At 42.3% G+C, this 22,980-nt stretch carries 25 protein-coding genes, 1 pseudogene and 2 riboswitches; of the genes and pseudogenes, 18 read left to right on the top strand and 8 right to left on the bottom strand.

From position 1 onward, the window contains the following. Nucleotides 1–213 precede the first annotated feature (213 nt). Nucleotides 214–256: riboswitch (PreQ1 riboswitch) on the top strand. A gap of 50 nt (nt 257–306) precedes the next feature. Further along, a complete protein-coding gene (locus tag NYE65_RS05790) occupies nt 307–849 on the top strand; it encodes a VUT family protein (RefSeq protein ID WP_054399952.1) in 543 nt (180 codons plus the stop codon). An 18-nt stretch (nt 850–867) separates the two neighbouring features. Next, nucleotides 868–1,017, top strand: coding sequence for a hypothetical protein (locus tag NYE65_RS05785; RefSeq protein ID WP_230136613.1), 150 nt, complete (start codon nt 868–870; stop codon nt 1,015–1,017). 285 nt (nt 1,018–1,302) lie between these two features. On the opposite strand, the gene NYE65_RS05780 is transcribed toward NYE65_RS05785, so the two are convergent. Next, the gene (locus tag NYE65_RS05780; protein WP_034309385.1) at nt 1,303–1,623 is read right to left on the bottom strand and encodes a PadR family transcriptional regulator; all 321 of its coding nucleotides are present in this window, start codon (nt 1,621–1,623) and stop codon (nt 1,303–1,305) included. 310 nt (nt 1,624–1,933) lie between these two features. Here NYE65_RS05780 and NYE65_RS05775 point away from each other — a divergent pair, with 310 nt between their 5' ends. Beyond that, entirely contained in the window at nt 1,934–2,680 is a 747-nt protein-coding gene (locus NYE65_RS05775; protein ID WP_034309382.1) for an alpha/beta hydrolase, read from the top strand. Nucleotides 2,681–2,781: 101 nt separating this feature from the next. Here NYE65_RS05775 and NYE65_RS05770 read toward each other — a convergent pair whose 3' ends face one another. Then, entirely contained in the window at nt 2,782–3,486 is a 705-nt protein-coding gene (locus tag NYE65_RS05770) for a DUF421 domain-containing protein (RefSeq protein WP_340860015.1), read from the bottom strand. 213 nt (nt 3,487–3,699) lie between these two features. Next, nucleotides 3,700–3,800, top strand: a riboswitch (purine riboswitch). Between the two features lie 174 nt (nt 3,801–3,974). Here NYE65_RS05770 and NYE65_RS05765 point away from each other — a divergent pair. After that, entirely contained in the window at nt 3,975–5,168 is a 1,194-nt protein-coding gene (locus NYE65_RS05765; RefSeq protein ID WP_096337980.1) for a nucleoside transporter C-terminal domain-containing protein, read from the top strand. Between the two features lie 56 nt (nt 5,169–5,224). On the opposite strand, the gene NYE65_RS05760 is transcribed toward NYE65_RS05765, so the two are convergent. The 3 genes from NYE65_RS05760 to NYE65_RS05750 all read right to left on the bottom strand — a co-directional run bounded on the left by NYE65_RS05760 (nt 5,225) and on the right by NYE65_RS05750 (nt 7,508). Further along, complete coding sequence (locus NYE65_RS05760) at nt 5,225–6,376, bottom strand: CAP domain-containing protein (RefSeq protein ID WP_340860014.1); 1,152 nt, start codon at nt 6,374–6,376, stop codon at nt 5,225–5,227. 30 nt (nt 6,377–6,406) lie between these two features. Next, nucleotides 6,407–6,712, bottom strand: a complete 306-nt coding sequence (locus NYE65_RS05755) for a hypothetical protein (RefSeq protein WP_239858626.1) — start codon at nt 6,710–6,712, stop codon at nt 6,407–6,409. A 424-nt stretch (nt 6,713–7,136) separates the two neighbouring features. Continuing rightward, complete coding sequence (locus tag NYE65_RS05750) at nt 7,137–7,508, bottom strand: winged helix-turn-helix transcriptional regulator (RefSeq protein ID WP_268592729.1); 372 nt, start codon at nt 7,506–7,508, stop codon at nt 7,137–7,139. 188 nt (nt 7,509–7,696) lie between these two features. On the opposite strand from NYE65_RS05750, the gene NYE65_RS05745 reads away from it, so the two are divergent. The 6 genes from NYE65_RS05745 to NYE65_RS05720 all read left to right on the top strand — a co-directional run bounded on the left by NYE65_RS05745 (nt 7,697) and on the right by NYE65_RS05720 (nt 13,433). Then, nucleotides 7,697–8,902: an MFS transporter gene (locus NYE65_RS05745; protein ID WP_096337977.1), complete on the top strand. Its 1,206-nt coding sequence runs from the start codon at nt 7,697–7,699 to the stop codon at nt 8,900–8,902. A gap of 173 nt (nt 8,903–9,075) precedes the next feature. Next, nucleotides 9,076–9,918 (top strand): aldo/keto reductase, encoded by an 843-nt coding sequence (locus NYE65_RS05740; RefSeq protein ID WP_340860013.1) that lies wholly within the window; start codon nt 9,076–9,078, stop codon nt 9,916–9,918. 416 nt (nt 9,919–10,334) lie between these two features. Further along, nucleotides 10,335–11,363, top strand: coding sequence for an NADH:flavin oxidoreductase/NADH oxidase (locus tag NYE65_RS05735; RefSeq protein ID WP_340862090.1), 1,029 nt, complete (start codon nt 10,335–10,337; stop codon nt 11,361–11,363). A 156-nt stretch (nt 11,364–11,519) separates the two neighbouring features. Beyond that, nucleotides 11,520–11,831, top strand: coding sequence for a rhodanese-like domain-containing protein (locus NYE65_RS05730; protein ID WP_034309364.1), 312 nt, complete (start codon nt 11,520–11,522; stop codon nt 11,829–11,831). A gap of 269 nt (nt 11,832–12,100) precedes the next feature. After that, the gene (locus NYE65_RS05725) at nt 12,101–13,183 is read left to right on the top strand and encodes a tartrate dehydrogenase (protein WP_328110236.1); all 1,083 of its coding nucleotides are present in this window, start codon (nt 12,101–12,103) and stop codon (nt 13,181–13,183) included. Nucleotides 13,184–13,247: 64 nt separating this feature from the next. Next, entirely contained in the window at nt 13,248–13,433 is a 186-nt protein-coding gene (locus NYE65_RS05720; protein WP_048682016.1) for a sporulation protein Cse60, read from the top strand. A gap of 115 nt (nt 13,434–13,548) precedes the next feature. Here the strand turns inward: NYE65_RS05720 and NYE65_RS05715 are convergent, their stop codons facing one another. After that, nucleotides 13,549–14,478: an SDR family oxidoreductase gene (locus NYE65_RS05715; protein ID WP_328176364.1), complete on the bottom strand. Its 930-nt coding sequence runs from the start codon at nt 14,476–14,478 to the stop codon at nt 13,549–13,551. Between the two features lie 147 nt (nt 14,479–14,625). On the opposite strand from NYE65_RS05715, the gene NYE65_RS05710 reads away from it, so the two are divergent. The 3 genes from NYE65_RS05710 to NYE65_RS05700 all read left to right on the top strand — a co-directional run bounded on the left by NYE65_RS05710 (nt 14,626) and on the right by NYE65_RS05700 (nt 15,919). Then, a complete protein-coding gene (locus NYE65_RS05710; protein ID WP_164855101.1) occupies nt 14,626–14,796 on the top strand; it encodes a hypothetical protein in 171 nt (56 codons plus the stop codon). Between the two features lie 229 nt (nt 14,797–15,025). Further along, nucleotides 15,026–15,586: an MEDS domain-containing protein gene (locus NYE65_RS05705; RefSeq protein WP_340860012.1), complete on the top strand. Its 561-nt coding sequence runs from the start codon at nt 15,026–15,028 to the stop codon at nt 15,584–15,586. A 78-nt stretch (nt 15,587–15,664) separates the two neighbouring features. Beyond that, complete coding sequence (locus NYE65_RS05700; protein WP_053537337.1) at nt 15,665–15,919, top strand: MGMT family protein; 255 nt, start codon at nt 15,665–15,667, stop codon at nt 15,917–15,919. A 167-nt stretch (nt 15,920–16,086) separates the two neighbouring features. Here the strand turns inward: NYE65_RS05700 and NYE65_RS05695 are convergent, their stop codons facing one another. Beyond that, on the bottom strand, nt 16,087–17,352 hold the full coding sequence (locus NYE65_RS05695; RefSeq protein ID WP_034309353.1) for a BaiN/RdsA family NAD(P)/FAD-dependent oxidoreductase: 1,266 nt from the start codon (nt 17,350–17,352) through the stop codon (nt 16,087–16,089). A gap of 205 nt (nt 17,353–17,557) precedes the next feature. Here NYE65_RS05695 and NYE65_RS05690 point away from each other — a divergent pair, with 205 nt between their 5' ends. Continuing rightward, a complete protein-coding gene (locus tag NYE65_RS05690; protein WP_098186010.1) occupies nt 17,558–19,159 on the top strand; it encodes a putative polysaccharide biosynthesis protein in 1,602 nt (533 codons plus the stop codon). 124 nt (nt 19,160–19,283) lie between these two features. Beyond that, entirely contained in the window at nt 19,284–20,006 is a 723-nt protein-coding gene (locus NYE65_RS05685) for a pseudouridine synthase (RefSeq protein ID WP_034309348.1), read from the top strand. An 84-nt stretch (nt 20,007–20,090) separates the two neighbouring features. Here NYE65_RS05685 and NYE65_RS05680 read toward each other — a convergent pair whose 3' ends face one another. Then, entirely contained in the window at nt 20,091–20,312 is a 222-nt protein-coding gene (locus NYE65_RS05680; RefSeq protein ID WP_034309346.1) for a DeoR family transcriptional regulator, read from the bottom strand. A 524-nt stretch (nt 20,313–20,836) separates the two neighbouring features. Between NYE65_RS05680 and NYE65_RS05675 the strand changes: the two genes are divergently transcribed. The 3 genes and pseudogenes from NYE65_RS05675 (at nt 20,837) to NYE65_RS05665 (ending at nt 22,966) form a co-directional block, all read left to right on the top strand. After that, nucleotides 20,837–21,187 carry a hypothetical protein gene (locus NYE65_RS05675; RefSeq protein WP_034309343.1) on the top strand — a complete coding sequence of 117 codons (351 nt, stop codon included), beginning with the start codon at nt 20,837–20,839 and terminating at the stop codon, nt 21,185–21,187. Nucleotides 21,188–21,600: 413 nt separating this feature from the next. Next, nucleotides 21,601–22,370 (top strand): annotated as a pseudogene (locus tag NYE65_RS05670) (isocitrate lyase/PEP mutase family protein). Between the two features lie 23 nt (nt 22,371–22,393). Further along, nucleotides 22,394–22,966, top strand: coding sequence for a bifunctional transcriptional activator/DNA repair enzyme AdaA (locus NYE65_RS05665; RefSeq protein WP_340860011.1), 573 nt, complete (start codon nt 22,394–22,396; stop codon nt 22,964–22,966). Nucleotides 22,967–22,980: the final 14 nt, after the last annotated feature.

The following is a 22,980-nucleotide window of genomic DNA, read 5'->3' as shown; positions in this document are numbered from 1 at the left end:
ACAGAACTCTATCTTTGATTTTCGGCTTTTATATACAGCCGGTCAAGCAGTTTTAAGCGACAGAAATCGGCAAAGGGGGAAACAGGGCCATTGAAGTAAATGGCTAAATCAATCGGTATCCGCGAAAACATACTAAAATCGACGGTATGGAAACTTCTTGATTTCCAACCGCTTTCAAGCTACGATGAATAAGGAAAATGATAATCCGCCTGGGCGGAAGAGGTTCTAGCTACCCTCTCAAAAAAACTAAGGAGAACAGGGCTCTTTCTTAGGGTGCTGTTTTTTCTGTATAAGGAGAATTAAGAAATGTTAAGAATTTTATTGTATTTAGTATCCATCATCACGGCGAATGTGGTTACAGCAGCTTTTGCGCCATTACATTTTGGCATGTTCATCATCCCGATGGGGACATTGCTCATCGGGGGAACCTTCATCTTCCGAGATCTGGTCCAGAATAAATTCGGCCGCGCAAAGACCTATATATGCATCGTCACTGCACTTATTTTATCTGCATGTGTATCATTTTTATTAGGAGATACGTTACTGATTGTGTTTGCTTCCGCATTATCCTTCGTGGTCGCAGAAACAGCGGATACGGAGATTTATACCCGTTTAAAGCTCCCGATGAGTTGGAGGGTGTTTTACAGCGGAATCGTTGGAGGATTTTTCGATTCGGTGATATTTGTCGTGATTGGCCTAAGTCCTCTGGGTGCCAATATATTGCCATGGGAAGCGGTACCCGCTGCGGTCATCGGCCAAATCATCGTTAAAACGATCATTCAGTCCATTGGTGCCATATTGTTGGGGCGAATCAACGTAGAACTGGAGAAACGTGTAGTCTCCAGTTAAATGCTAGGAGGGATGCACTTGATGGATGGAACCAAAAAAGAAGAAGAAAAATGCTATTGCCTCGAGGCCTTTCGTGAAAAATATGGCCCGCATGTACAAGGGGAATGCATGAAGCTCTCCTGCGCCAATTATCGCAAGCATAAAGGAATAGACAAAAAAAGGACCTGATTAGGTCCTTTTTTGCGTGATTGAAGTGACTCACGAGTAAACAGTGCGAATTCACGAGTAAAAGTACGAAACTCACGAGTAAACAGTCCGAAATCACGAGTAAAAGTGCGAAACTCACGAGTAAACAGCGAATTCACGAGTAATAGAGCAAAACTCACGAGTAAAAGTGCGAAACTCATGAGTAAACAGCGCGAATTCACGAGTAAAAGTACGAAACTCACGAGTAAAACAGCAAAAAAAGCTTCCTGGGCCGTTCCATTAAGTGCAGGAAGCTTTTTATTTGGTTTAGAATTGCTCTGAGCTTTTTCGAACTAATTTTTCCAGGAAGAAAAAGCATTCGCGTTTCCGCTCAAGTTCGGTTTGCCCATTTTCGGTGACATGATAATATTTCCTGCGGCCTGATTCGGACTCTTTCCAATGTCCTTTTATGAATTCTTTTTTTTCTAATCGTTTAAGGGCAGGGTAGAGGGTGCCTTCACTTATTTCATAGTTGCCCTTGCTCATTTGCTTCAGGATTTTCGTTATTTCATAGCCGTAAAGCTTTTTTTGCGATAGAAGTGAAAGCAAAAGGAGGTCAATGCTTCCCTTCATTAATTCTTTATCCATATAAAATCTCCTCCTTTTCATTTTTAAAGTGTAATACGTTGTACATCGTATCACAAGGTGCATTTTACTTTTCTTAAAAAAAATGGTTAAATGACGATTGCTAAATAAATTTAATCATAGTAAAATGTGCTTCGGAACGGATGAGTTGTGAAGAGTGTGGTAAGGATACTATATATATGATTTAATTGTTTTAATGAAAATACGGAATAGGATAGAAGAATCACTACTCAAGGGGTATTAATTGATTTTTTTTCGAAAATCATTTAGATTCTATTTATCAACAAGAGCAAAGAAAGAAGGTCCTAGATAGATGAAAGTGAAAGCACCTGAGTCATTCACATATATAGGTGGAAAGAGAGCAGTTCTTCTGCTTCACGGGTTTACCGGAAGTACAGGAGATATGAAGAAATTAGGGAAGTACTTAAATGATCTCGACTATACTTGCCACGGACCTCTTTATAGTGGGCACGGAGTATCAGCCGAGGAACTTGCTAAAACTGGTCCAAAGGAATGGTGGGGAGATGTAGTTAATGGCTATAATTTCCTAAAAGAAGAAGGCTATGAGGAAATTGCAGTTGTAGGAATTTCTTTAGGGGGAGTGTTCTCATTAAAAGTGGGAATTGAATTGCCTGTAAAAGGGGTAGTTTCAATGTGCGCTCCGACGCAAGGAAAAAGTATCGATCGACAAAAGAACCGCTTGCTCAATTATGCACAGGCGTATAAGAAGTTTGAGGGCAAAGATGCAGACCAAATTGCTGCAGAAGTGAAGTTGCTTGAAGAAGAGCCAATGCCTCAACTAAAAGATGTGTTGAACATTATAAATGAGACAGGTGAAAATTTAGATTTAATCACATCTCCAACTCTTGTTCTGCAAGGGCGTTTGGATGATCCCGACTATACGGAGAGTGCTACAGCGATTTTCAATGAAGTCGATACACAGCATAAACACTTGATTTGGTATGAAAAGTCTGGCCATATTATCACATTGGGCAAGGAACGTGAACAGGTGTATGAAGATGTGTATAAGTTCTTGAATACACTGAATTGGTCGGAGTAATAAGCGATATATTTGATCCCCTTTTGTTGAACGTGTAAAAAGCTTACAGTCGTAAGTAGGCTTTACACTATACTTGAGGGGATTTTATTTTGGCTGCAAATCTATTTGTAGAAAAAGACCTTTAAGGTATCGTTATTATCAAGAGTTGCCAATAAAATATCGTTCACGTCGGCATTATATGTTATTTTGATTCTGTTTTTCAGCCATGCTTCTTCTTTACCGCCCCGGTTCAATTCTTTAGAATCAATCTTTCCCTCTTTAATAATCGTTTTAGGAAAAGTGAAGGCATTTGTTTCCAGGTGCATATCTGCTGGGGTTACTGCTTCATATTGGGGATCTAAAAACAATGAAATGGTACCGTCCGGTTCCCATAGCGCGAGGGATACTTTTTGAATATCTTCGACTTTTTCCTTTCTTAATTCCGATAATAAAACATCGATGGAGATTCTGGCCCTTGCTAAGCTTTTGTAAATGATTTGTCCATTTTCGATAAGCGGAAAGGGGTCTGAGTCAAAAAAACTTCGGAGTTTTCCCCACTTAAGGCCTGCAAACACACTAATTATATATAAAATGACCAATACACTGGTTGTTATCATGGAGCCCTTCAAACCTAACCGTTCATCAGATAAAGGGTGGGCAAGAATGTTTCCAAGAATTAAAGCCATTATGAAATCAAGTAATCTTAACTGCGAAATGGACCGTTGCCCCATCAATTTAACCGAAAGAAGCAAGAAGAAGAAGGAAATAATGGCTCTTAAAATCCACTGGATTGCAGTAAGAGTTTCCTGGCTACTAAAAAAATCCACAAAAATTCACGTCCTTATTTCCAATAAAGGAGAAGTAATGGGCCTCTTTAGAGTGGGCCGTTTATAGTTTTAGTCGGCTCCTTCATAAGTATTACCCAAATTGGCCCTTCGGAGACTTTATAGACTGTTTTCAAAAAATTTATATTAATATAACAACTTTAAAACGTATTGTAATTAAAAATAAACTGATTTAAAATGATATCTTTCCTGAGAAATTTATTTAAAAAATATCCTTGTATAATATCAGTGACAATGGTCTGATAGTTTCTACCTGGCAGCCGTAATGCCGGACTACAAGGAAGTATGAAAATAGAAGAGATGAACAGGTTAATGTTGGTTCGCTTGAAAAAAGCTTGATCCTAAAAAACATGCTTCGATGAAAGCTCTTGCTTTTTCACACTTTCTTGCTGGCTGAAGGTGTAAAAAGGTGAGGGCTTTTTATATAAAAAAAACGAATGGGAAATGATATAGCTAAAGGGGATGAAAGCATGTATTTCTTATTGAATATACTAGGTGTTTTAGTTGTAATGGGCATCGTTTACCTTTGTTCACCTAATAAAAGGAACGTTAAGTGGAAAGCCATTCTTACCTTGCTGGTTCTTGAATTGCTTATCACTTGGTTCATGTTATCGACAAAAATAGGGGCGTGGGTCATCAATCTGATCGCTTCATTCTTCACCTGGTTGATTGAATGTGCGAATGAAGGGATTTCTTTTGTCTTTCCTTCGCTTATGGCAAATGAACAAGTGGATTTCTTTTTCAGCGCATTGATGCCGATTATCTTCATTATCACGTTTTTTGATGTTTTATCGTATTTCGGTATACTTACGTGGATCATTGATAAAGTGGGATGGCTCATTTCAAAAGTATCCGGTTTGCCGAAACTTGAAAGTTTCTTTTCGATTCAAATGATGTTCCTCGGAAATACCGAGGCACTTGCCGTACTCCGCCTTCAACTTAGTGCGATTAAGGATCAGCGTCTTTTGACATTTGGAATCATGAGCATGAGCAGCATCAGCGGTTCAATCATTGGAGCCTACCTGTCCATGGTACCGGCAACCTATGTTTTTGTAGCGATACCTTTGAACTGCTTAAATGCCTTGCTGATAGCTAATATGCTGAATCCCGTCGATGTCAGTAAAGAAGAAGACGTCGTTTATGTACCTCCTAAAGAGGAACGTAAAGATTTCTTTTCCACCATTTCCAACAGTATGTTGGTTGGGGCCAAAATGGTCTTCGTCATCATGGCAATGGTTATCGGCTATGTGGCGTTGACGGCTAGCGTAAACGGCATTTTCGGCTTCTTCGTGGATGGATTGACCATTCAAAAGATTTTCTCTGTCATTTTTAGTCCATTTGCATTCCTGCTAGGATTAACTGGACATGATGCCATGTATGTCGCTCAATTGATGGGAATCAAGCTTGCCACGAATGAGTTCGTTGCCTTGCTCGATTTAAAGGATAAAGTCAGTACACTGCCTCCGCATACAGTAGCCGTGGCTGTCACTTATTTGACGTCATTTGCCAACTTCAGTACAGTGGGCATGATCTACGGAACATTCAATTCCATCCTCAATGATGAGAAATCGAACATTATCGGAAGGAATGTTTGGAAGCTGTTGGTTAGCGGGATGGCTGTTTCCCTGTTAAGTGCCATGGTTGTTGGATTATTCGTTTGGTGATTTAAAACAGGCATCTGAAAAAAAGCTGTGCAGGATTTTCCATGCACAGCTTTTTCTTATTTCGTCAAATAGTTCTCTGTATAATATGGTTTATTTTCCTCATCGAAGGCAACTCCGACACCGAGGGATTCAAAATCTTTCTGTAATTTGTTTTCCCTGTGTCCAATGGAATTCATTAGGCCTTCATGGGCAAAGATACTGCTATTCTGACCGGCAGCCAGGTTTTCCCCCGCCATTCGGAATTTGATTTTGTCATCTTCCATCCGGTCAAAAGGGGATTCCCCATCAAGGTTTGTATGGTTGAAGTATTGATTCACGGCCATATCTGCACTATGATCCTGGGCGGTGACCTTCACTCGTTTATCCCATGTTAGTACGGAGAGATCATGATTGACCCGTGATGCATTGGTCAAATCGAATAATTGATATTCAAAGCCCTTCTTTAATTCGGGGCCGGCTTCTGCAAAATAGCCGCTCTTTTGCTTTTCGAGTTTTGCGTCGATGATTTGGATTGCCGTGACTGTATTTTTCTCATGTTTGTCATAAAAAATGGTCACATAGCTATTATCCATTTCGAACATATCGTATTCGCCGCCGTCACTTCGAATCTGGTAATAGACGTTTCCTTTAAGCAGTTTTGTTACTGGCTCCGCCATTTTCCCCGTCACGGTTTCTTTGGGTGTACCGCGTTTAATGCCTTCCTTTGAGGAAATCAAATCTTGGTTCGTATATAAACCAACAACTTTATTGTTGTTATCGTAGGCAACCATGAAGAAGTTTTGATAATTTTCGTGATAGGCAAACCAGTCCACGCCATATTCATTCCGCGTATTCCGCTTAGCTTTACCGGCCATTTTTTCTACATCATCCTTCGTGTCGCCAATTTCGATATTACGGACTGAAAAGGATGCATCAGCAGGTGCTTCCAGTGCCGGTTTTTTCACTTTTTCCGTTTCCTGAGATTCTTTTTCAGAAGCGGTATCCAATGTTTCCGTCAGCGAGCCAATCAGGCTGCTGACTCCAGTACTCAGTTTTTCCAAGGCTGTCGTAACCTGGGGCCCGTTTATAAATGAACGAACATCTGATGCAAAGGCACTAACCCCCGCTTTGAATCCAGATTCCTGAATATCTTTACCATATCCATACCATAATCCAGAGAGTAGGAGTATGAGGACCACAATATTAAACAATTTACGCAAATCGTTCACTCCTGCTCTATCCAGGATATAGAATCCCGATTAATGAAAGACCGTCTGCAGCATACTTAAAACAGGTGGGACACCTAACAAAAATAGTGAACACATAATGAGTGTTTGCGAGACCATTTTTGGAAGCTTTTCCTTCCCTTTTCCCGAATACCAGCCACTGAACTGAAGTTTATTTCTATACCAGACGAATAATAAAAGCAGTATCGCAATCGAGCCTAGCCAGCCATACTGAGTCACTCCCAAGTTTATATATATGCCGTTTACAATGGCCGAAATGATTGTTCCGGCTATCCCGAATATTAATATGATGCGTAACAATTCTAATAAGACTTTCATATGTCACTCCTTGGTTTCCCTATTATACTTCGTCGATTACAAAATAAAAAATTTAAATGTTTACCTTTACATATTATACCAAAAATAAAGAGGGGAATAAAACAGGTAGCTCTTTCGAAGGAGAAGTTTTCATTATTCGTTAGGCTGTTTTCACATACTTTGTTTGCTATTTACCAGGTAGTGAGTTGTTGTTGATTTCCCCTCCAGATGCTCGCTTTCCTTGGTGCGGGCGGTGAGCCTCCTCGGCGTAAACGCCTGTGGGGTCTCACCTGTCCCGCTGCTCCCGCAGGAGTCTCGCACATCCGCTCCAATCAACCTTAAATAGTTTCGTTTTAAAAACAACAATCTTTACGAAAAGAGCCATTAGTTAAGTCTTTATAAACAAAAAAAGATTAGCCATTGCGCTAATCTTTTTCATTTGGGATTACTTTAATTGATCATTCAAGACACTTTCCTCGAGAACGGAAAACTTATCACCATACACCCTTGTTATGTGGTGTTCCCCCCATGTACATAGTGCGGATAGGATACTTTCCAGGCTTTTTCCATACTCACTAAGTTCATATTCCACTTTTGGAGGGACTTGGTTGTAAACGATCCGGTTGATGACTTCGTCCTTTTCCAACTCCCTTAACTGTTGGGTCAACATTTTTTGGGTGATGTTCGGCATAAGGCGCTTCAATTCACTAGTCCGCTTTTTCCCGTGGGTCAGATGGCAGAGGATCACGCATTTCCATTTTCCGCCCATTACTTCAAGTGTCGCTTCAACGGATATATTGTATTTCTTTTTTTGCATGATTTGCATACTCTCCTTACATTATAGGTACTAAAAAGTGCCTATATCACTTTAAAGTACGTACTGTTTTTTATTTGTATTATATCTCATAATAACATTTGCACACCGAATTCCACTGTACCATTTATAAAAAAAGTTGCTCAGGCAATTTCAATGATAGTACAAAACGACAAGAAGGAGAAGAGGATATGATTTCAAATAAAAATAGAAGTACATGGGCATTGCTGGCTTTGGCGATCAGTGCCTTTGCGATTGGAACAACTGAGTTCATCAGCGTGGGATTATTACCACTCATTTCTAAGGATTTACACATTACAGTGACGACGGCGGGACTGACGGTGTCCTTATACGCTTTGGGGGTCATGTTCGGGGCACCTATCCTGACATCACTGACATCGAATATGTCGCGTAAGACTTTATTGCTTTGGATAATGGTCGTGTTCATTATCGGAAATGCATTAGCGGCTTCTGCGACCACGGTCGGTGTATTATTGATCGCGCGTGTCATTTCAGCGCTTGCACATGGTATCTTCATGTCAATCGGCGCTACGATTGCCGCTGATTTGGTCCCTGAAAACCGCAGGGCGAGTGCCATCGCCATCATGTTTACAGGTCTGACGGTGGCAACGGTGACCGGAGTTCCTTTTGGAACCTTCATCGGTCAGCAATTCGGCTGGAGATTCGCTTTCATCATCATTGTGGCAATCGGCTTGATCGCTTTCATCGGAAACGGCATCCTAGTCCCATCAGATTTAAGAAAAGCGGCACGGACCACTTTCCGTGACCAAATCAAATTGGTGACGAATGGGCGTTTGCTGCTAGTATTTATCATTACAGCGTTAGGGTATGGCGGTACATTCGTTGTCTTCACGTACCTGTCGCCATTACTTCAGGAAGTGACAGGGTTTAAAGAAGGAACTGTGGCCTTGATTTTGTTAATATATGGAGTAGCCATAGCGATAGGAAATACCCTTGGCGGGAAATTCGCCAATCGCAATCCTATTAATGCCCTATTCTATATGTTTCTTATTCAGGCCATTGTACTTGTGGTGTTTACTTTCACGGCACCGTTCAAGGTAGCTGGTTTAATTACGATCATTTTAATGGGATTGTTTGCATTCATGAATGTTCCTGGGCTTCAAGTGTATGTCGTCATGTTAGCGGAGCGTTTCGTGCCAAGTGCAGTGGACGTGGCGTCAGCCATCAATATTGCCGCCTTCAATGCGGGTATCGCCATTGGTGCCTACTTAGGAGGGGTGATAACGGATTCGATCGGATTGATCCATACAGCGTGGATAGGTGGAGTCATGGTGTTTGCAGCAGTGATTTTAACAGGATGGAGCCGGGCCCTGGAAAGTAAAGACCGTACCAAGGGAACGGACAAAATAGCATAGGGTTAAAAAAGTGATGCATTTTAGAAAAAGTATGCTATGCGTATAGGGTATCAATGAAAAGAATCATTGCATCCCTTCAGCGAATGATGGAAGGTTCCCTGAAGGGATGTAATGATACTGATACTTAAAGCGCATTACAATCTATAAAAACAATCATTTGGAGGTAGAGTATTATGGTGAAAAACTTACAAGATACAACTACATTGCATAACGGCGTCAAAATGCCTTGGTTCGGATTGGGCGTATTTAAGGTGGAAGAAGGACCGGAGCTGGTAAATGCAGTTAAAGTGGCCATTAAACATGGTTATCGCAGCATCGATACGGCTGCCATTTATGAAAATGAAGATGGGGTCGGACAAGGGATTCGTGAGGGCTTAAAAGAAGCTGGAATCTCAAGGGAAGACTTATTCGTAACATCCAAAGTCTGGAATGCCGATTTAGGCTATGAATCGACAATTGCAGCTTACGAAAAAAGCTTACAGAAACTTGGCTTGGAGTACCTGGATTTATATCTTATCCATTGGCCAGTGGAAGGGAAATATAAAGAAGCTTGGAGAGCGTTGGAAACTCTATATAAAGAAGGAAAAGTGAAAGCGATCGGTGTGAGCAATTTCCAGATTCACCACCTAAAAGATTTGATGGAAGATGCAGAAGTGAAGCCGATGGTCAATCAAGTGGAATGCCATCCGCGTTTAACTCAAAAAGAAGTTCAGGCATTCTGTAAGGAACAAGGAATACAACTTGAAGCATGGTCTCCTTTGATGCAAGGTGAACTTCTTGATAATGAGGTTTTACAAGCTATTGCAACCAAGCATGGCAAATCTGTTGCACAAGTCATTTTACGCTGGGATTTACAAAATGGGATTGTAACAATTCCGAAATCAACTAAAGAACATCGTATTGTCGAAAACTCAACTGTATTCGATTTCGAATTGACCGAAGAGGAAATGAACCAAATTGATGGATTGAATCAGAATCACCGTGTTGGTCCAGATCCTGATAATTTCGACTTTTAATTAGTAGGAAGGAGAGGGACGGGATATCCGTCTCAGAATGTAGACAAACTCTATGTAATCGAGTTTGTCTACATTTTTTTGCTTGTACAAATTTGGACGTTGATTGGAACGTAGGGCACTCGCTTTCCGCGGGCGGTCCGGGAGCCTCCTCGGCGCACTTGCGCCTGTGGGGTCTCCCTTGGACTCGCTATTCCCGCAGGAGTCTCACACACCCGCTCCAATCAACTATGTTTTGAAATTTTAGGTAAAACCCCTTTTGTCTACAAACTCGGACGGGATATCCGTCTTTCTCTTTTTTTATGAATTTCGCATCGGAATTTACACTGACAGCTTCGGAAATCCGATTAGTTGACACAGTATTACTGGGATGATATAAATGCATGTGCATACATTATATAAAAAGGAGATGAAGAATGATGAATGATTTATTTTCACCTTATCGCATAAAAGAACTTGAACTTAAAAATAGGATCGTCATGCCGCCGATGTGCCAATACTCCGTCGAAGCGGAAGATGGTATACCAACGAACTGGCACCAGCAACATTATGTAAGCAGGGCAGTTGGCGGCACGGGGTTAATTATAGTGGAAATGACCGATGTGGAGCCTGATGGGCGCATTTCGAATCGCGATCTTGGATTGTGGTCCGACGATCAAATTGGGGCTTTCTCCAACATCGTTAAGGAAGTTCATCAATACGGTGCAAAAATCGGGATACAAATTGCCCATGCAGGCCGTAAAGCGGAGGATGCGGAACCGCCGGTGGCACCTTCAGCCATTGCGTTTGATGAAACGTATAAAACACCAAGGGCTTTAGAAACGGAAGAAGTGAAGGAAATGGTCGATAAATTCCGGGCATCGGCCAGAAGGGCAGTTCAAGCAGGGTTTGACGTAATCGAATTACATGGTGCACACGGGTATTTAATCCACCAATTCACATCACCGCTTACGAATAAACGTGATGACGAATATGGAAGGGACCTGACTAAATTCGGAGTGGAAGTCATTAAAGCAGTGAAAAGCGAAATGCCTGCCGACATGCCTTTAATCATGCGCATTTCTGCAAAAGAATACGTTGAAGGCGGATATGGTATTGAGGAAAGCATTGCATTTTCACAAGTCTTTAAAGAAGCAGGCGTCGATATGTTCCATGTAAGCTCTGGAGGAGAAGGCCCGATTGGAGCAGACGGAAGTCCTGGTACCCATGCCAGCTATCAAACTCCGTTGGCCAGGGAAATCAAAAAAGCTTTGGATATTCCGGTGATTGCTGTAGGTCGTTTAGATGATCCGATTCTAGCAAATTCAATCATTGGCAATGAAGAAGCAGATTTGGTCGCCATCGGCAGAGGAATGCTGCGAAACCCTTATTGGGCACTTGAAGCATCTAAAGCTTTGAATATAAAAACGGAGATCCCTAAACAATATCAACTGGGATTCAAGCATTGATACGGATTTTTAAAACGCCGGCGAATATTATTTTCGCTGGCGTTTTTCCATTCAGTGCATGAGGAATTTGCATATGCGAATCCATTACGTGATGTTTAACTGGAAATTTTGCTATAATGAAAAAGATAAATCAAACGATAATTCGAGGTGCTAATTATGGAAGAAATCAAAATCATTACAACGGAAGAAGTGGAAGCTAAGCTTGAGGCAGGAGAAGCGATGGAACTTGTCGATGTTCGTGAAGACGAAGAAGTGCAAGAGGGAATGATCGAAGGCGCGAAACATATTCGCATGAATGATATCCCGGCGAACCTTGACTATTTTGATAAAGAAAAAGAATATATCTTTATCTGCCGTTCAGGACGCCGCAGTGAAAATGTATGCCATTATCTTCAGGAACAAGGATATAAAGTGGCAAACATGGTTGGCGGAATGCTTGAATGGGACGGCGAAGTCATCGTTAAGTGAAGTTCTTCAAAAAGGCCTGTTACTTTTGTAAGCGTAAATCCAGGAATGTGACGGCTTATTTGAATGAAGAAAGAAAAAAGATCATGGTTTGTTCACAATGCCGTGAATATGCGGAAAGACGTGCATATTTGAAGTCGTGAAAAAAAAGAGTCCTTTCATCATGAAAGGACTCTTTTTTCTATATGAACCTCACTTACGGGGATGCAAACGTTTTATGTTAAAATTAGGGTGCTGAAGTCAGAAAATATAGAAAAAAGGAGAGTTGGAGAATGAATGTTCATAAAATTGCGGTCATTGCGGGTGACGGGATTGGCCCTGAGGTGATTAATGAGGGTGTAAAGGTCCTTAAAGAAGTGGCGGCCAATGCTGGTGATTTTTCTTTCCAGTTCACCTATTTTCCATGGGGCTGTGAATATTACCTTGAGCACGGCAAAATGCTGCCTGACGACGGACTGGAACAACTGATGAAGTTTGACGCCGTGTATCTGGGGGCTGTCGGTTATCCTGGTGTCCCGGACCATATTTCCTTACGTGAACTTCTGCTGAAGATCAGAAAGGGATTTGACCAATATGTGAATGTTCGACCCGTTAAATTGCTTCAAGGTGCACCCTGTCCATTAAAAGACGTGACTCGTGACCAAATCGATATGGTTGTCATCCGTGAAAACAGTGAAGGGGAATATTCCGGTGCTGGTGATTGGCTTTTTAAAGGCAAGCCGGAAGAAGTCGTCCTGCAGACGGGGGTCTTTTCACGAAAGGGAACCGAGAGGATCATCCGTTATGCTTATGAACTTGCGCGCAAGACGGGAAGGACGCTAACGAGTATAAGCAAGGCGAACGCATTGAATTATTCAATGGTTTTTTGGGATCAGGTTTTTGAAGAAATTGGACAGGAGTATCCGGAAGTAGAAACGAATTCCTATCTGGTCGATGCGGCAAGCATGTATTTTGTCAAACAGCCTGAACGGTTCCAAATCGTTGTCACCTCCAATTTGTTCGGTGACATCATAACGGATTTAGGTGCTGCCATTGCAGGCGGGATGGGACTGGCGGCCGGTGCCAATTTAAACCCGGAACGGATTTATCCTTCGATGTTCGAACCGATTCATGGTTCAGCCCCGGATATAGCACATCAAGGCATCGCCAATCCACTTGCGGCCATATGGTCTGCCAGTCAGATTCTCGATTTCTTTGGACATGAGGTTTGGGGTGCGAAAGTGTTGGACGTGATTGAACAGGCGATGGTCGATAAAAAGGTGCTGACTCCTGATATGGGCGGGGCAGCTTCTACAGAGGAAGTCGGGGATGAAGTGGTTAAAATATTATCCGCTTCACTAAAAAATCAAGTATAAAAATCAAGTGAAAAGGGCATCCTGCACAATAACTATCATTATAGTAAAAGGGCGGGGAGAGCCGATGATACAAGTGAAATTATTTGATTATGAGCATGAAAAGGACCTAGAGGATGAAATGAACTTTTTCCTGGAAGACATTCGTGATAATCAAATCGTCGATATCAAATACAATGTCGCCACTACAGGTGAAGAGGAAGAGGAACAGATCTACTGTTTCAGTGCGATGATCATCTATAAAAAAAAATAAAGGCCGGGCTGGCCCTATAATCAATAATGGACTACCTATTGCTTGCTGACGGGCAATCAAAGGTAGTCTTTTTCCGTCTGGACTTCCTCGGAAGGGGGCATGTTCGTTGTGGAAATTAGGACGATGTCGCTTCCCCGCCATTGACATGAAGTGTTTGTCCTGTCACAAAACGGGAATCATCAGAGGCGAGATAGACAAAGGTGGGAGCCAGTTCAAATGGCTGGCCTTGACGCTCCATCGGATTATCTACTTGTGTCACTTCGTCTGCCGAGAAACTTGCCGGGATGAGGGGTGTCCAAAACCTTCCGGGCGCAATGGCGTTCACCCGGATGCCTTGATCGACAAGACTGTTTGCCAAGGCACGGGTAAAACCAATGTTGGCCCCTTTAGTCGCCGTATAATCTATTAATTGCTTATTCCCATTAAACGTCACGACAGAAGATGTATTAATGATGGAGGACCCAGCTTTTAAATGGGGAAGGGCAGCACGCGTCGTGTAGAAGTGGGAATAGATATTCACTTTAAAGGTATCATCGAATTGCTCATCCGTAATATCAAGCAAGCTTAATTGCTGAAATTGAATGCCCACGTGGTTACAAAGAATATCGAGCTTTCCAAATGTTTCGATGGTGTCTTCCACGATATCGATGCATTGCTGCTTATCCCTTAAGTCCCCAGGCAGCAGTAAGCAACGTTGCCCAAGCTCTTCAATTCTCGTTTTAGTCCGATTGGCATCCTCATGTTCATCCAAATAAGCGATGGAAACATCTGCCCCTTCTTTAGCAAAAGCGATGGCAGCCGCAGCGCCAATCCCACTGTCTCCGCCAGTTATCAATACGACTTTACCTGTTAATTTCCCGCTGCCCCTATAATTGGGATTTTCGATGATGGGTCTAGGCACCATTAATTTTTCTACACCAGGTTGGCGAAATTGGCGTTGCTCCGGAACCGTGATGGGTACGTCTTGATAACGGGTGATCTTCCCATAATTCGGATGCATGGGATAGCTTTTACCGGATGATTTCTTTTTATTATCTTCTGCCATGAGGGGTCCTCCTAATAAAGAATTTAGTCGGATTACTTTATGATGATCAGGCATATGCCGTGCATGAAGAACATGTATCGGGACGGGCTCGTTGCCGTGCGGCTCGAATATGCTGAAGGGGAGAAAAAAGTTTTTGGAGGCCTCTATATGCCATATTATTATAGCGAAGAAGTGAAGTGGTTATTGGTCGAACAATCGGATGAAAAGGTGGAGTTGTTATATGACTCCAACCCAAATACCTTTGAATTGCCGCTTATTGGACCAAGACCGCCATATTATTATAACCCGCGCTATGTGCCGTATTATCCCGTGATTTAAGAGTAATGGGAAAATGCATGAAGTACGGAGTCTGCCGGATTGGGCTGCCTAGGTCTTTTTAAGAGTGGACTGAAAGCAGCCATAATTCGACTCAACTAAATACCAGATCTTAACATGACATTAGGAAAAACTGATTATATTCTTCCATGAATTTTACAAACACGGAGATAATGGGTAAAGTTATACATAATACATAGTACGGACTGGTGTATTAAAGGAGAGATTCATTTTGGATAATAAAATGAAACAATTAATAGAAAATATACAGCAGTCGGATGGTGGCCATATTTTATACTGTTTTAATGAATTGGAGTCATACATTGAGAATGAGGCAGCTTTCATCATTACCGGTGTTCAACAGGGAGACCATATCCTGGTCGTCGAAAACGACCGCATCTTTCCTTTCGTGTACAAGAAATTGCAGCTTCATTTAAATGAGGAGCAATTGGAGCAAGTGCATCTTATGAATAATTTTGATTTTTATTGTTTTCATGGAGACTTCCATCCTTCGACGATGGTTGATTATTTCTTGGAAAATATCGATGCATACACTAAACGCAATCAGCACGTCCGCACTTGGGGCCATGTTGAATGGGGCCATGACGATCAAGTCAGCTTTGCGATAGGCAAATATGAAAATGGGATCGACAAATTGATCAAGGAAAGAGGATTGATTTCTGTATGTGCATACGATGACTGCAGAGTGCCTGCCGAGCTTAAAACAAACTTGATCAAACATCATGGAATCCTGATTACCGATGAAAAAATCACGATTTTAGCAAACGGATAGAATAAAGGGGCGAGGTATTTGGAAAGTTTTACTGAACGGGTCATTCATATCATACAACGAATCCCCTCCGGTAAAGTGATGACATATGGTCAAATAGGACAGCTCGCCGGAAGTCCGCGCGGTGCAAGGCAGGTCGTAAGAATCCTTCATTCTAGCAGTAAAAAACATGACCTTCCATGGCACCGTGTGATCAATGCCAAAGGTGAAATCGGCATAAAAGCGGAGGGCGCTGCAGAACACCAGAAGGCGATGCTCGAGAGTGAAGGCATCACATTCACGGGCCGGAATACCATTGACCTCGAAGCATATCGCTATCATCCAGAAATATTTTAAACGCATAGCCTGACTAGCAGTGGCGGGCGCGGGTTCGGTCGAAAAAGTACAGTGAAGGCCAAAACAAGAGCACCTACACCAGAATCAAAGCCTAACGAACACGATGTATAGGCTTGCGAAATCGCAGTAAAAGAGGCTGATCCAAGCGGATCAGCCTCTTTTACGGATTATGAACGGGCAGACATGGCAGCATTCATGCCGGCGAGCCTGCCGGTTACTAATGCCGATGTGATATTGTAACCGCCTGTGTATCCGTGTATATCCAGAATTTCACCGCAGAAATACAGTCCGTCCATTAGTTTGGATGCCATTTCTTTTGGATGTATTTCTTTGACGGATACGCCGCCGCCCGTTACGAAGGCTTTTTCTAGCGGCTGGGTGCCGTGCACCCCGAATTGGAAGTCCTTGCATAACTCTGCAAAGCGGCGGATTTTTTCATTTGATATCGTCGCCCCTTGCTCTTGAAGGTCGATGCCGCTTCGCTCAAGCAGGAAGTGAAGGTATCGTTCAGGAACTAAACCTTTTAAGGTGTTTTTAATGGCTTTTTTCGGTTCGGCTTTTATTTCCTTCATGATGTCTTGAAAAACCTCTTCCTTGTTTCGGTCCGGCAGGGCATCGAGTTTCATGGTCACTTCCGACAGGTTCCATTTCTTCATCGCTTTCACGACGAATTGGCTGCATCTTAGAACAGCTGGACCGGAGACGCCAAAATGGGTGAAGAGCATATCCATTCTATGTGTAATCAGAGCCTTGCCCTTTGGGTTAAGGACACTCAATGAAACATCGCGAAGTGCGAGCCCTTGAAGTGTTCGATCTTTAATGAATGTTTCATGGCTAAGAACGGGAACTTCAGTCGGGAACAATTCGGTAATCGTATGCCCTGCCTTTTTAGCCCATGCGTAGCCGTCTCCGGTTGAACCGGTGTGGGGAACTGATTTCCCGCCGACTGCAATCACGACTGCATCCGTGTCAATGGTCTGGCCATCTTTTAACCGGACACCGCTGGTTTTTCCATGTTCATAGAGGACTTCCGCAACTGGAGAGTTCTTGTAGATCGTTACTTTTAAATTCGACAGGCGCGTCAGAAGGGCATCCACGACGCTTTGCGCTTTATCATTGACAGGAAACATCCGGCCATGGTCCTCTTCTTTTAGAGCGACGCCCAATTTTTCAAAGAATTGAATAATGTCCTCATTATTGAACTCTGAGAAAGCACTGTATAGAAATCGCCCGTTTCCAGGGATATGCTGAATGATTTCATCGATTGAGAGCCTGTTCGTCACGTTGCAGCGTCCCCCGCCCGAGATTGCAAGTTTCCTTCCAAGCTTCTCGCCTTTATCCACTAACAATACATGGGCACCTTTTTCCCCGGCTGCTATTGCTGCCATCAATCCGGAAGGACCGCCGCCAATTACCACTACATCATATTTCAAATTGATCACCACTTTATCATTTTCAGTCCCTTCATTATATAGCAAGAGCCCGTCAGATTGCGAATGTAGAAAAAAAGGAATTATTTGTTTGTGTATTATCTTCGAAAACGATAAACTTGAATGTAGTTTTCTATAGAAAAAATCCTTTAATATGATAAGATAAAGAGCGTGTGAAACGTAACTGACAGAGGCAGGAAGGGATTAGATGTCATCTAAGTTTTTAAAAGGGGCTTTTATATTAACGCTGGGAGCGATCATTTCCAAGATTCTTGGTTTATTTTATGTCATCCCATTTGAACATATGGTTGGGAATAAAGGGGCTACCCTCTATCAATATGGGTACGTTCCATATACCATTTTCATTAGCTTTGCAACGGCAGGCATGCCGCTTGCAGTATCTAAATTCATCTCGAAGTATAATGCGCTCGAGGAATACGCAGTCGGTGAGAAGTTATTTAAATCGAGCCTGAAATTAATGGTAATCACCGGTTTTCTCGCTTTTTTGATTCTCTATACGATGGCCCCGCTGTTTACTGGAGTCTTTGGGGTCAAGCCGGAAGATGCTGCGGATGTCACGGAGATCATTAGGGCAGTCAGCTTCGCCTTGATTTTTGTACCGTTCATGAGCATCATCCGCGGCTTCTTTCAAGGGCATGAAGCGATGGAACCAACGGCCATTTCCCAGGTTGTCGAACAAATTGTCCGCATCGTGTTCCTTCTGGCCGGTGTGTATGTTGTTTTGAATGTCCTTGACGGAGAGTTAGTGAGAGCCATCCAAATAGCTACCTTCGCGGCGACGGTCGGGGCTGTCGGCGGTTTAGTGGTGTTATTTTGGTATTGGAAAAAACAAAAACCATATTTGGACAGCTTGATGAAGAAAGACAGGGGAACGATGGAAATTTCCCTGAAGGAGATTTATAAAGAAATATTCCTTTCGTCGATTCCTTTCATATTCGTCGGAATCGCGATGCCAATGTTTCAGTTGGCTGACTTATTGTCTTTCAATAAGGCGATGTCGTCGATCGGGCTGCAGCATGTTGCTGAGGATGCACTAGGGGTGTTGAATGTGTATGCCCAGAAGCTTGTCTTGATTCCGATGACGCTTGCAACCGGGTTTTCGATGGCGCTTCTTCCTTCGGTGACGAAGGCATATGTAAGCGAGGATTCAAACGAGTTCAACCGCCAGCTGAACCAAGCCTTTCAAATTTTGTTGTTCATTACGATTCCAGCAGTCGTTGGCATGTCTGTGCTGGCCGATCCAATCTATAGTGCCTTTTACAGCCATGATCCACTTGGAATCAGTGTCCTGAAGGCATATGCGCCCGTTTCCATCTTGTTTGCACTTTTTTCCGTTTCGGCAGCTGTATTACAAGGGATCAATCAGCAAAAATATACAGTGCTCAGCCTGCTTGTGGGCTTTTTAATCAAATTGAGCTTGAATATCCCATTGATCAAGTTGTTTGAAACGGAAGGATCCGTTTACGCTACGGCATTCGGCTACTTGGCTGCCGTGCTGCTGAATTTGTATGTCATTACCTACTTTACTGGATATCGTTACAGCCTTACCATCAGGAGATCTGTTTTAATATCAGTTTTTTCAATAATAATGGGACTGGCTGCCTGGGGCATGAACAGTTTACTATCGCTATGGCTTACAACGGAAGGGCGCTTCCAGGCGATTTTGATCGTGGCCGTTTGTGCAATTTTTGGAGCGCTCGTTTATGCGGCTCTTTCCTTGAAAAGCAAACTTGCCCATCGTTTGTTCGGTGCCCGGATCGATCGGTTAAAAGCTAAATTAGGATTGTAAGCTGGAAGTTTGATGTGTAAAAAAAAAGGGTATTGAATGGTGAATCCCCGATTAAAATATATTGGCCTTGCCTGTCATTAAAGTGGGCAAGGCTTTTTACTGAAAAAGGCTTTAGGAGGAAACGATGAGAATAGATAAGATTTTATCCAATATTGGTTATGGCAGCAGGAAAGAAGTGAAAAAGCTCCTGAAATCCGGCGCCGTCAAGGTTAATGAAAGGCTGATTAAGGATCCGAAGGAACAAGTGGACCCTGATACGGAAAACGTGACGGTTCATGGTGAACGGGTTGAATACAGGGAATTCATTTATTTAATGATGAATAAACCGCCGGGCGTATTGTCGGCAACGGAAGATAACTACCAAGAAACGGTCATCGACATCTTGGAGCCGGAAGATTCGGTATTCGAGCCATTTCCTGTAGGCCGTCTTGATAAGGACACAGAAGGTTTATTACTGATCACGAATGACGGAAAACTTGCCCACCAACTGCTTTCCCCAAAGAAACATGTCCCTAAAACATATTTTGCGGTCATTGATGGCGAAGTAACGGAACGGGATATCGAGGCATTCCGCAACGGAGTGACCTTGGATGATGGATACGAAACAAAACCAGGAGAATTGAACATTTTAAAATCAGGCCTGACATCGGATATCGAGCTAACGATCATGGAAGGGAAGTTTCATCAGGTGAAGCGGATGTTTGAGGCCGTTGGCAAACGTGTCGTCTACCTAAAGCGTCTTTCCATGGGGAGTTTACAGCTTGATGAGGAACTCGAGCTTGGTGAATACCGTGAGTTGACGGCGGAGGAGCTTGAACAGTTAAAGGCGGGCCAACCGGCTGAATGATAGCTGGACACAAAAAATGAGGCGGACAATATTGTCCGCCTCAAAGTATTTTACATATCGATCTTGTTCGGGTGGTCGTTCTTTTTACGATGACATCTTCACCTTTTTACTTGTTGTCGTCCAAAGGCCTCGGCTTGGGCTTTGAACAAGGTCATTGTATGCTAAGACATTTAAATCGCGCTGCACAGTTCGAGGAGTGATGCCAAATTCTTCTACAAGCTCTTGAGTAGAAACCGTACCGTTATTGCTAATGAACATATAAACGGATTTAATACGGGTTAACATGCGATTTGTTGAAGGTTTCAAAAAATCACTCCTTATTCTTTTCATTGTTATTTTGAACAAATGAAAACAACCGATATGTCGGACAGCATTCCAGCTGTCACTATGTACTTGCTATACCCACCCTATAACTCCTCGGAAACATTAGAAAAAATAAGATGTCATTAGCTTCATTCTACCCCTTTGCAAAAGCAAATTCTAGGAAAAGATACTAATTGACTAAATATTACATTTATTATATCAAATTTTAACAAAATTATTCTCATTGCCTATACAAAATTAATAAAGAGCTGTTCCATTTGTTCATGCTCATATTTTGCCAATAAAGAATGCTTACTATGCACACAATACAAACGTTGACTTTTAAAGCATATGCATGTTATTTTACTTAAAACGGTCCTTAAATCGTAATTATTACGCTTTATGTATTGATGGAGGAATTGCTTGATGGCTTGCCGTTACGATGTCATAATGAGGTATCGGGCAGTATAGAATTTTCATACATATCCAAGAGGATTTAAATATAAACCAAACCGAGGTAGAGCCATATGAACGATAGATTAATGGAGTTTTTATTGCGCGACGAAGTAACCAGACTTTCTGGCGTCAAAAAACAAGTGTATGAATTCATCGTGAACGAAGAAGATTATCTTGCATCGAAGGCGGACACGGTCGATCAATTCATGAGATTGCTGGTAAAGCATTCCCCGCCCAGGCTTGCAGCCCGTCATTTCAATATGCCCTATGGGGAAATCATCCGTTTCATGAATGAAATAGAAGATGAACTGAATGAGAGATTAGAGGAAAGATGCAAGAAAGTGAAGTGGATGGACTACACGGAAAAGGACCAGCAGGCATTTGAGGAATATCATAGGAAGTTATATCTTTTCGTAAATTAATCAATTGGATCATGAAAATGCCCCGGAATGAAAGGGCAGTTCAGACTGTAGACAAACTCGAAGAAAATCGAATTTGTCTACAGTTTTTTTTTGCTTGTACAAATTTAGACGTTGATTGGAACGTAGGGCACTCGCTTTCCGCGGGCGGTCCGCCCTCGGCGCACTTGCGCCTGTGGGATCTCCCTTGGACTCGCTATTCCCGCAGGAGTCTCGCACACCCGCTCCAAACAACTGTAATAACTTTAGATAGAACCCTTTTGTATACAAACTGAAATGCCCTGGTATGAAAGGGCATTTTTTTATTTGTCACGGGAATCCAGGACTTGAAATGGACCATAAGAGCAAGAATGAGGACGATTTGGAGCTGGGGTGATTGTTAGAATAGGGACAAATGAATTTTAGGAGCATCTATAATGACTAATATTAAGGAATTCAATGAATTACACTTTTCGAAGGACCTGTTGATATTGGGGAATGTCTGGTATCTATTATCGGCCTTGATTCTCGAGAAATCAGGATTCAAGGCGATTGGAGCGACAAGCTGTGGAATTGCCAACTCCCTGGGGTATTCTGATGGCGAATTGATTGATTTTGAAAGACATTTAGGTATCATTAAACTAATTGCGGATAATGTGAAAATTCCCGTCACCTCGGACATTGAAGCAGGCTATGGTGAAACCGCAGACAAGATTGTCGATAATGTGTTAAGGACGGCAAACGCCGGTGTAGCCGGGATCAATATTGAGGATTCACTAAAAAAACAAAAAGGTCTTAGAGATATATATCAACACTGCAGCCTGCTATTAAAAATAAGGGAAGCGGTGGATTATAATGGGTATGAAGGTTTTTACATCAATGCCAGAACAGATACTTATTTTCAAAAAGAAAATCCTTTCCCGGAAACGGCAGAGCGGGCAAAGGCGTATGTGGAAAGTGGTGCCAGCGGAATATTCATCCCTGGATTAACGAACCATGATGAAATAAAAGAAATCACTTTGAATATAGGTGCTCCCTTAATGTATTATCTTTGCCTGGATTGACGAATGGTAAGGAGCTTGAAGAATTAGGCGTAAAACGCCTCAGTTTCGGGAATGCCCTGTTCGATAAAGCCATTGAATTGTTAGAACGAGATACAGCACGAATAGTAGAGCTAAGTGACACCTCACATTTATATGGGAAGTAAAACCTGAAAGGATGCGGAGCATAATGGCTGTTGCTATAAATCTTTCTTTTGAAGAAATGTGGGAGAAAATCATTGCTTGCGACCCTAAATACGACGGATTATTCTTTACCGCAGTAAAGACAACTAAAATATACTGCCGCCCTTCATGCAGGTCAAGGAAGCCGAAAAAAATAAATGTGAAATTCTATCATGACATCGATGAAGTCGAAAAGGCCGGTTTCCGTGCTTGCAAAAGATGCCAACCGGAAGTTGATGATTCCCCGAAGATGGGACTTGTAAGAGATATCATCGCTTTCTTGGTCAATCAGTATAATCAAAAAGTGGAATTAAAGGATATTGCCAATCATGTCGGTGTAAGTTCCTATTATCTGGAGCGGCTATTCAAAAAGGAAACATTAGAAACACCCCGTTCCTATTTGGAAAAAATCAGAGTGGATAAAGCTTCATACCTTCTAACAAGCACAAGTCGAACAAATCTTGAGATTTGCCTTGAAGTCGGTTTCCAAAGCCCTTCAAACTTTTATAAAGTATTTCGCCGTTTGAAAAATTGTACTCCAAGTGAATATCGCAACATGAATCTTAAGAATCGAATGTAAGCCACATACAGAAA

It is taken from the genome of Peribacillus sp. FSL R5-0717, assembly GCF_038002945.1.
GTDB classification, from domain to species: Bacteria; Bacillota; Bacilli; order Bacillales; family DSM-1321; genus Peribacillus; species Peribacillus frigoritolerans.
Note: the sequence above shows the minus strand (reverse complement) of the source record. Positions and strands in the feature narration are given on the sequence as shown.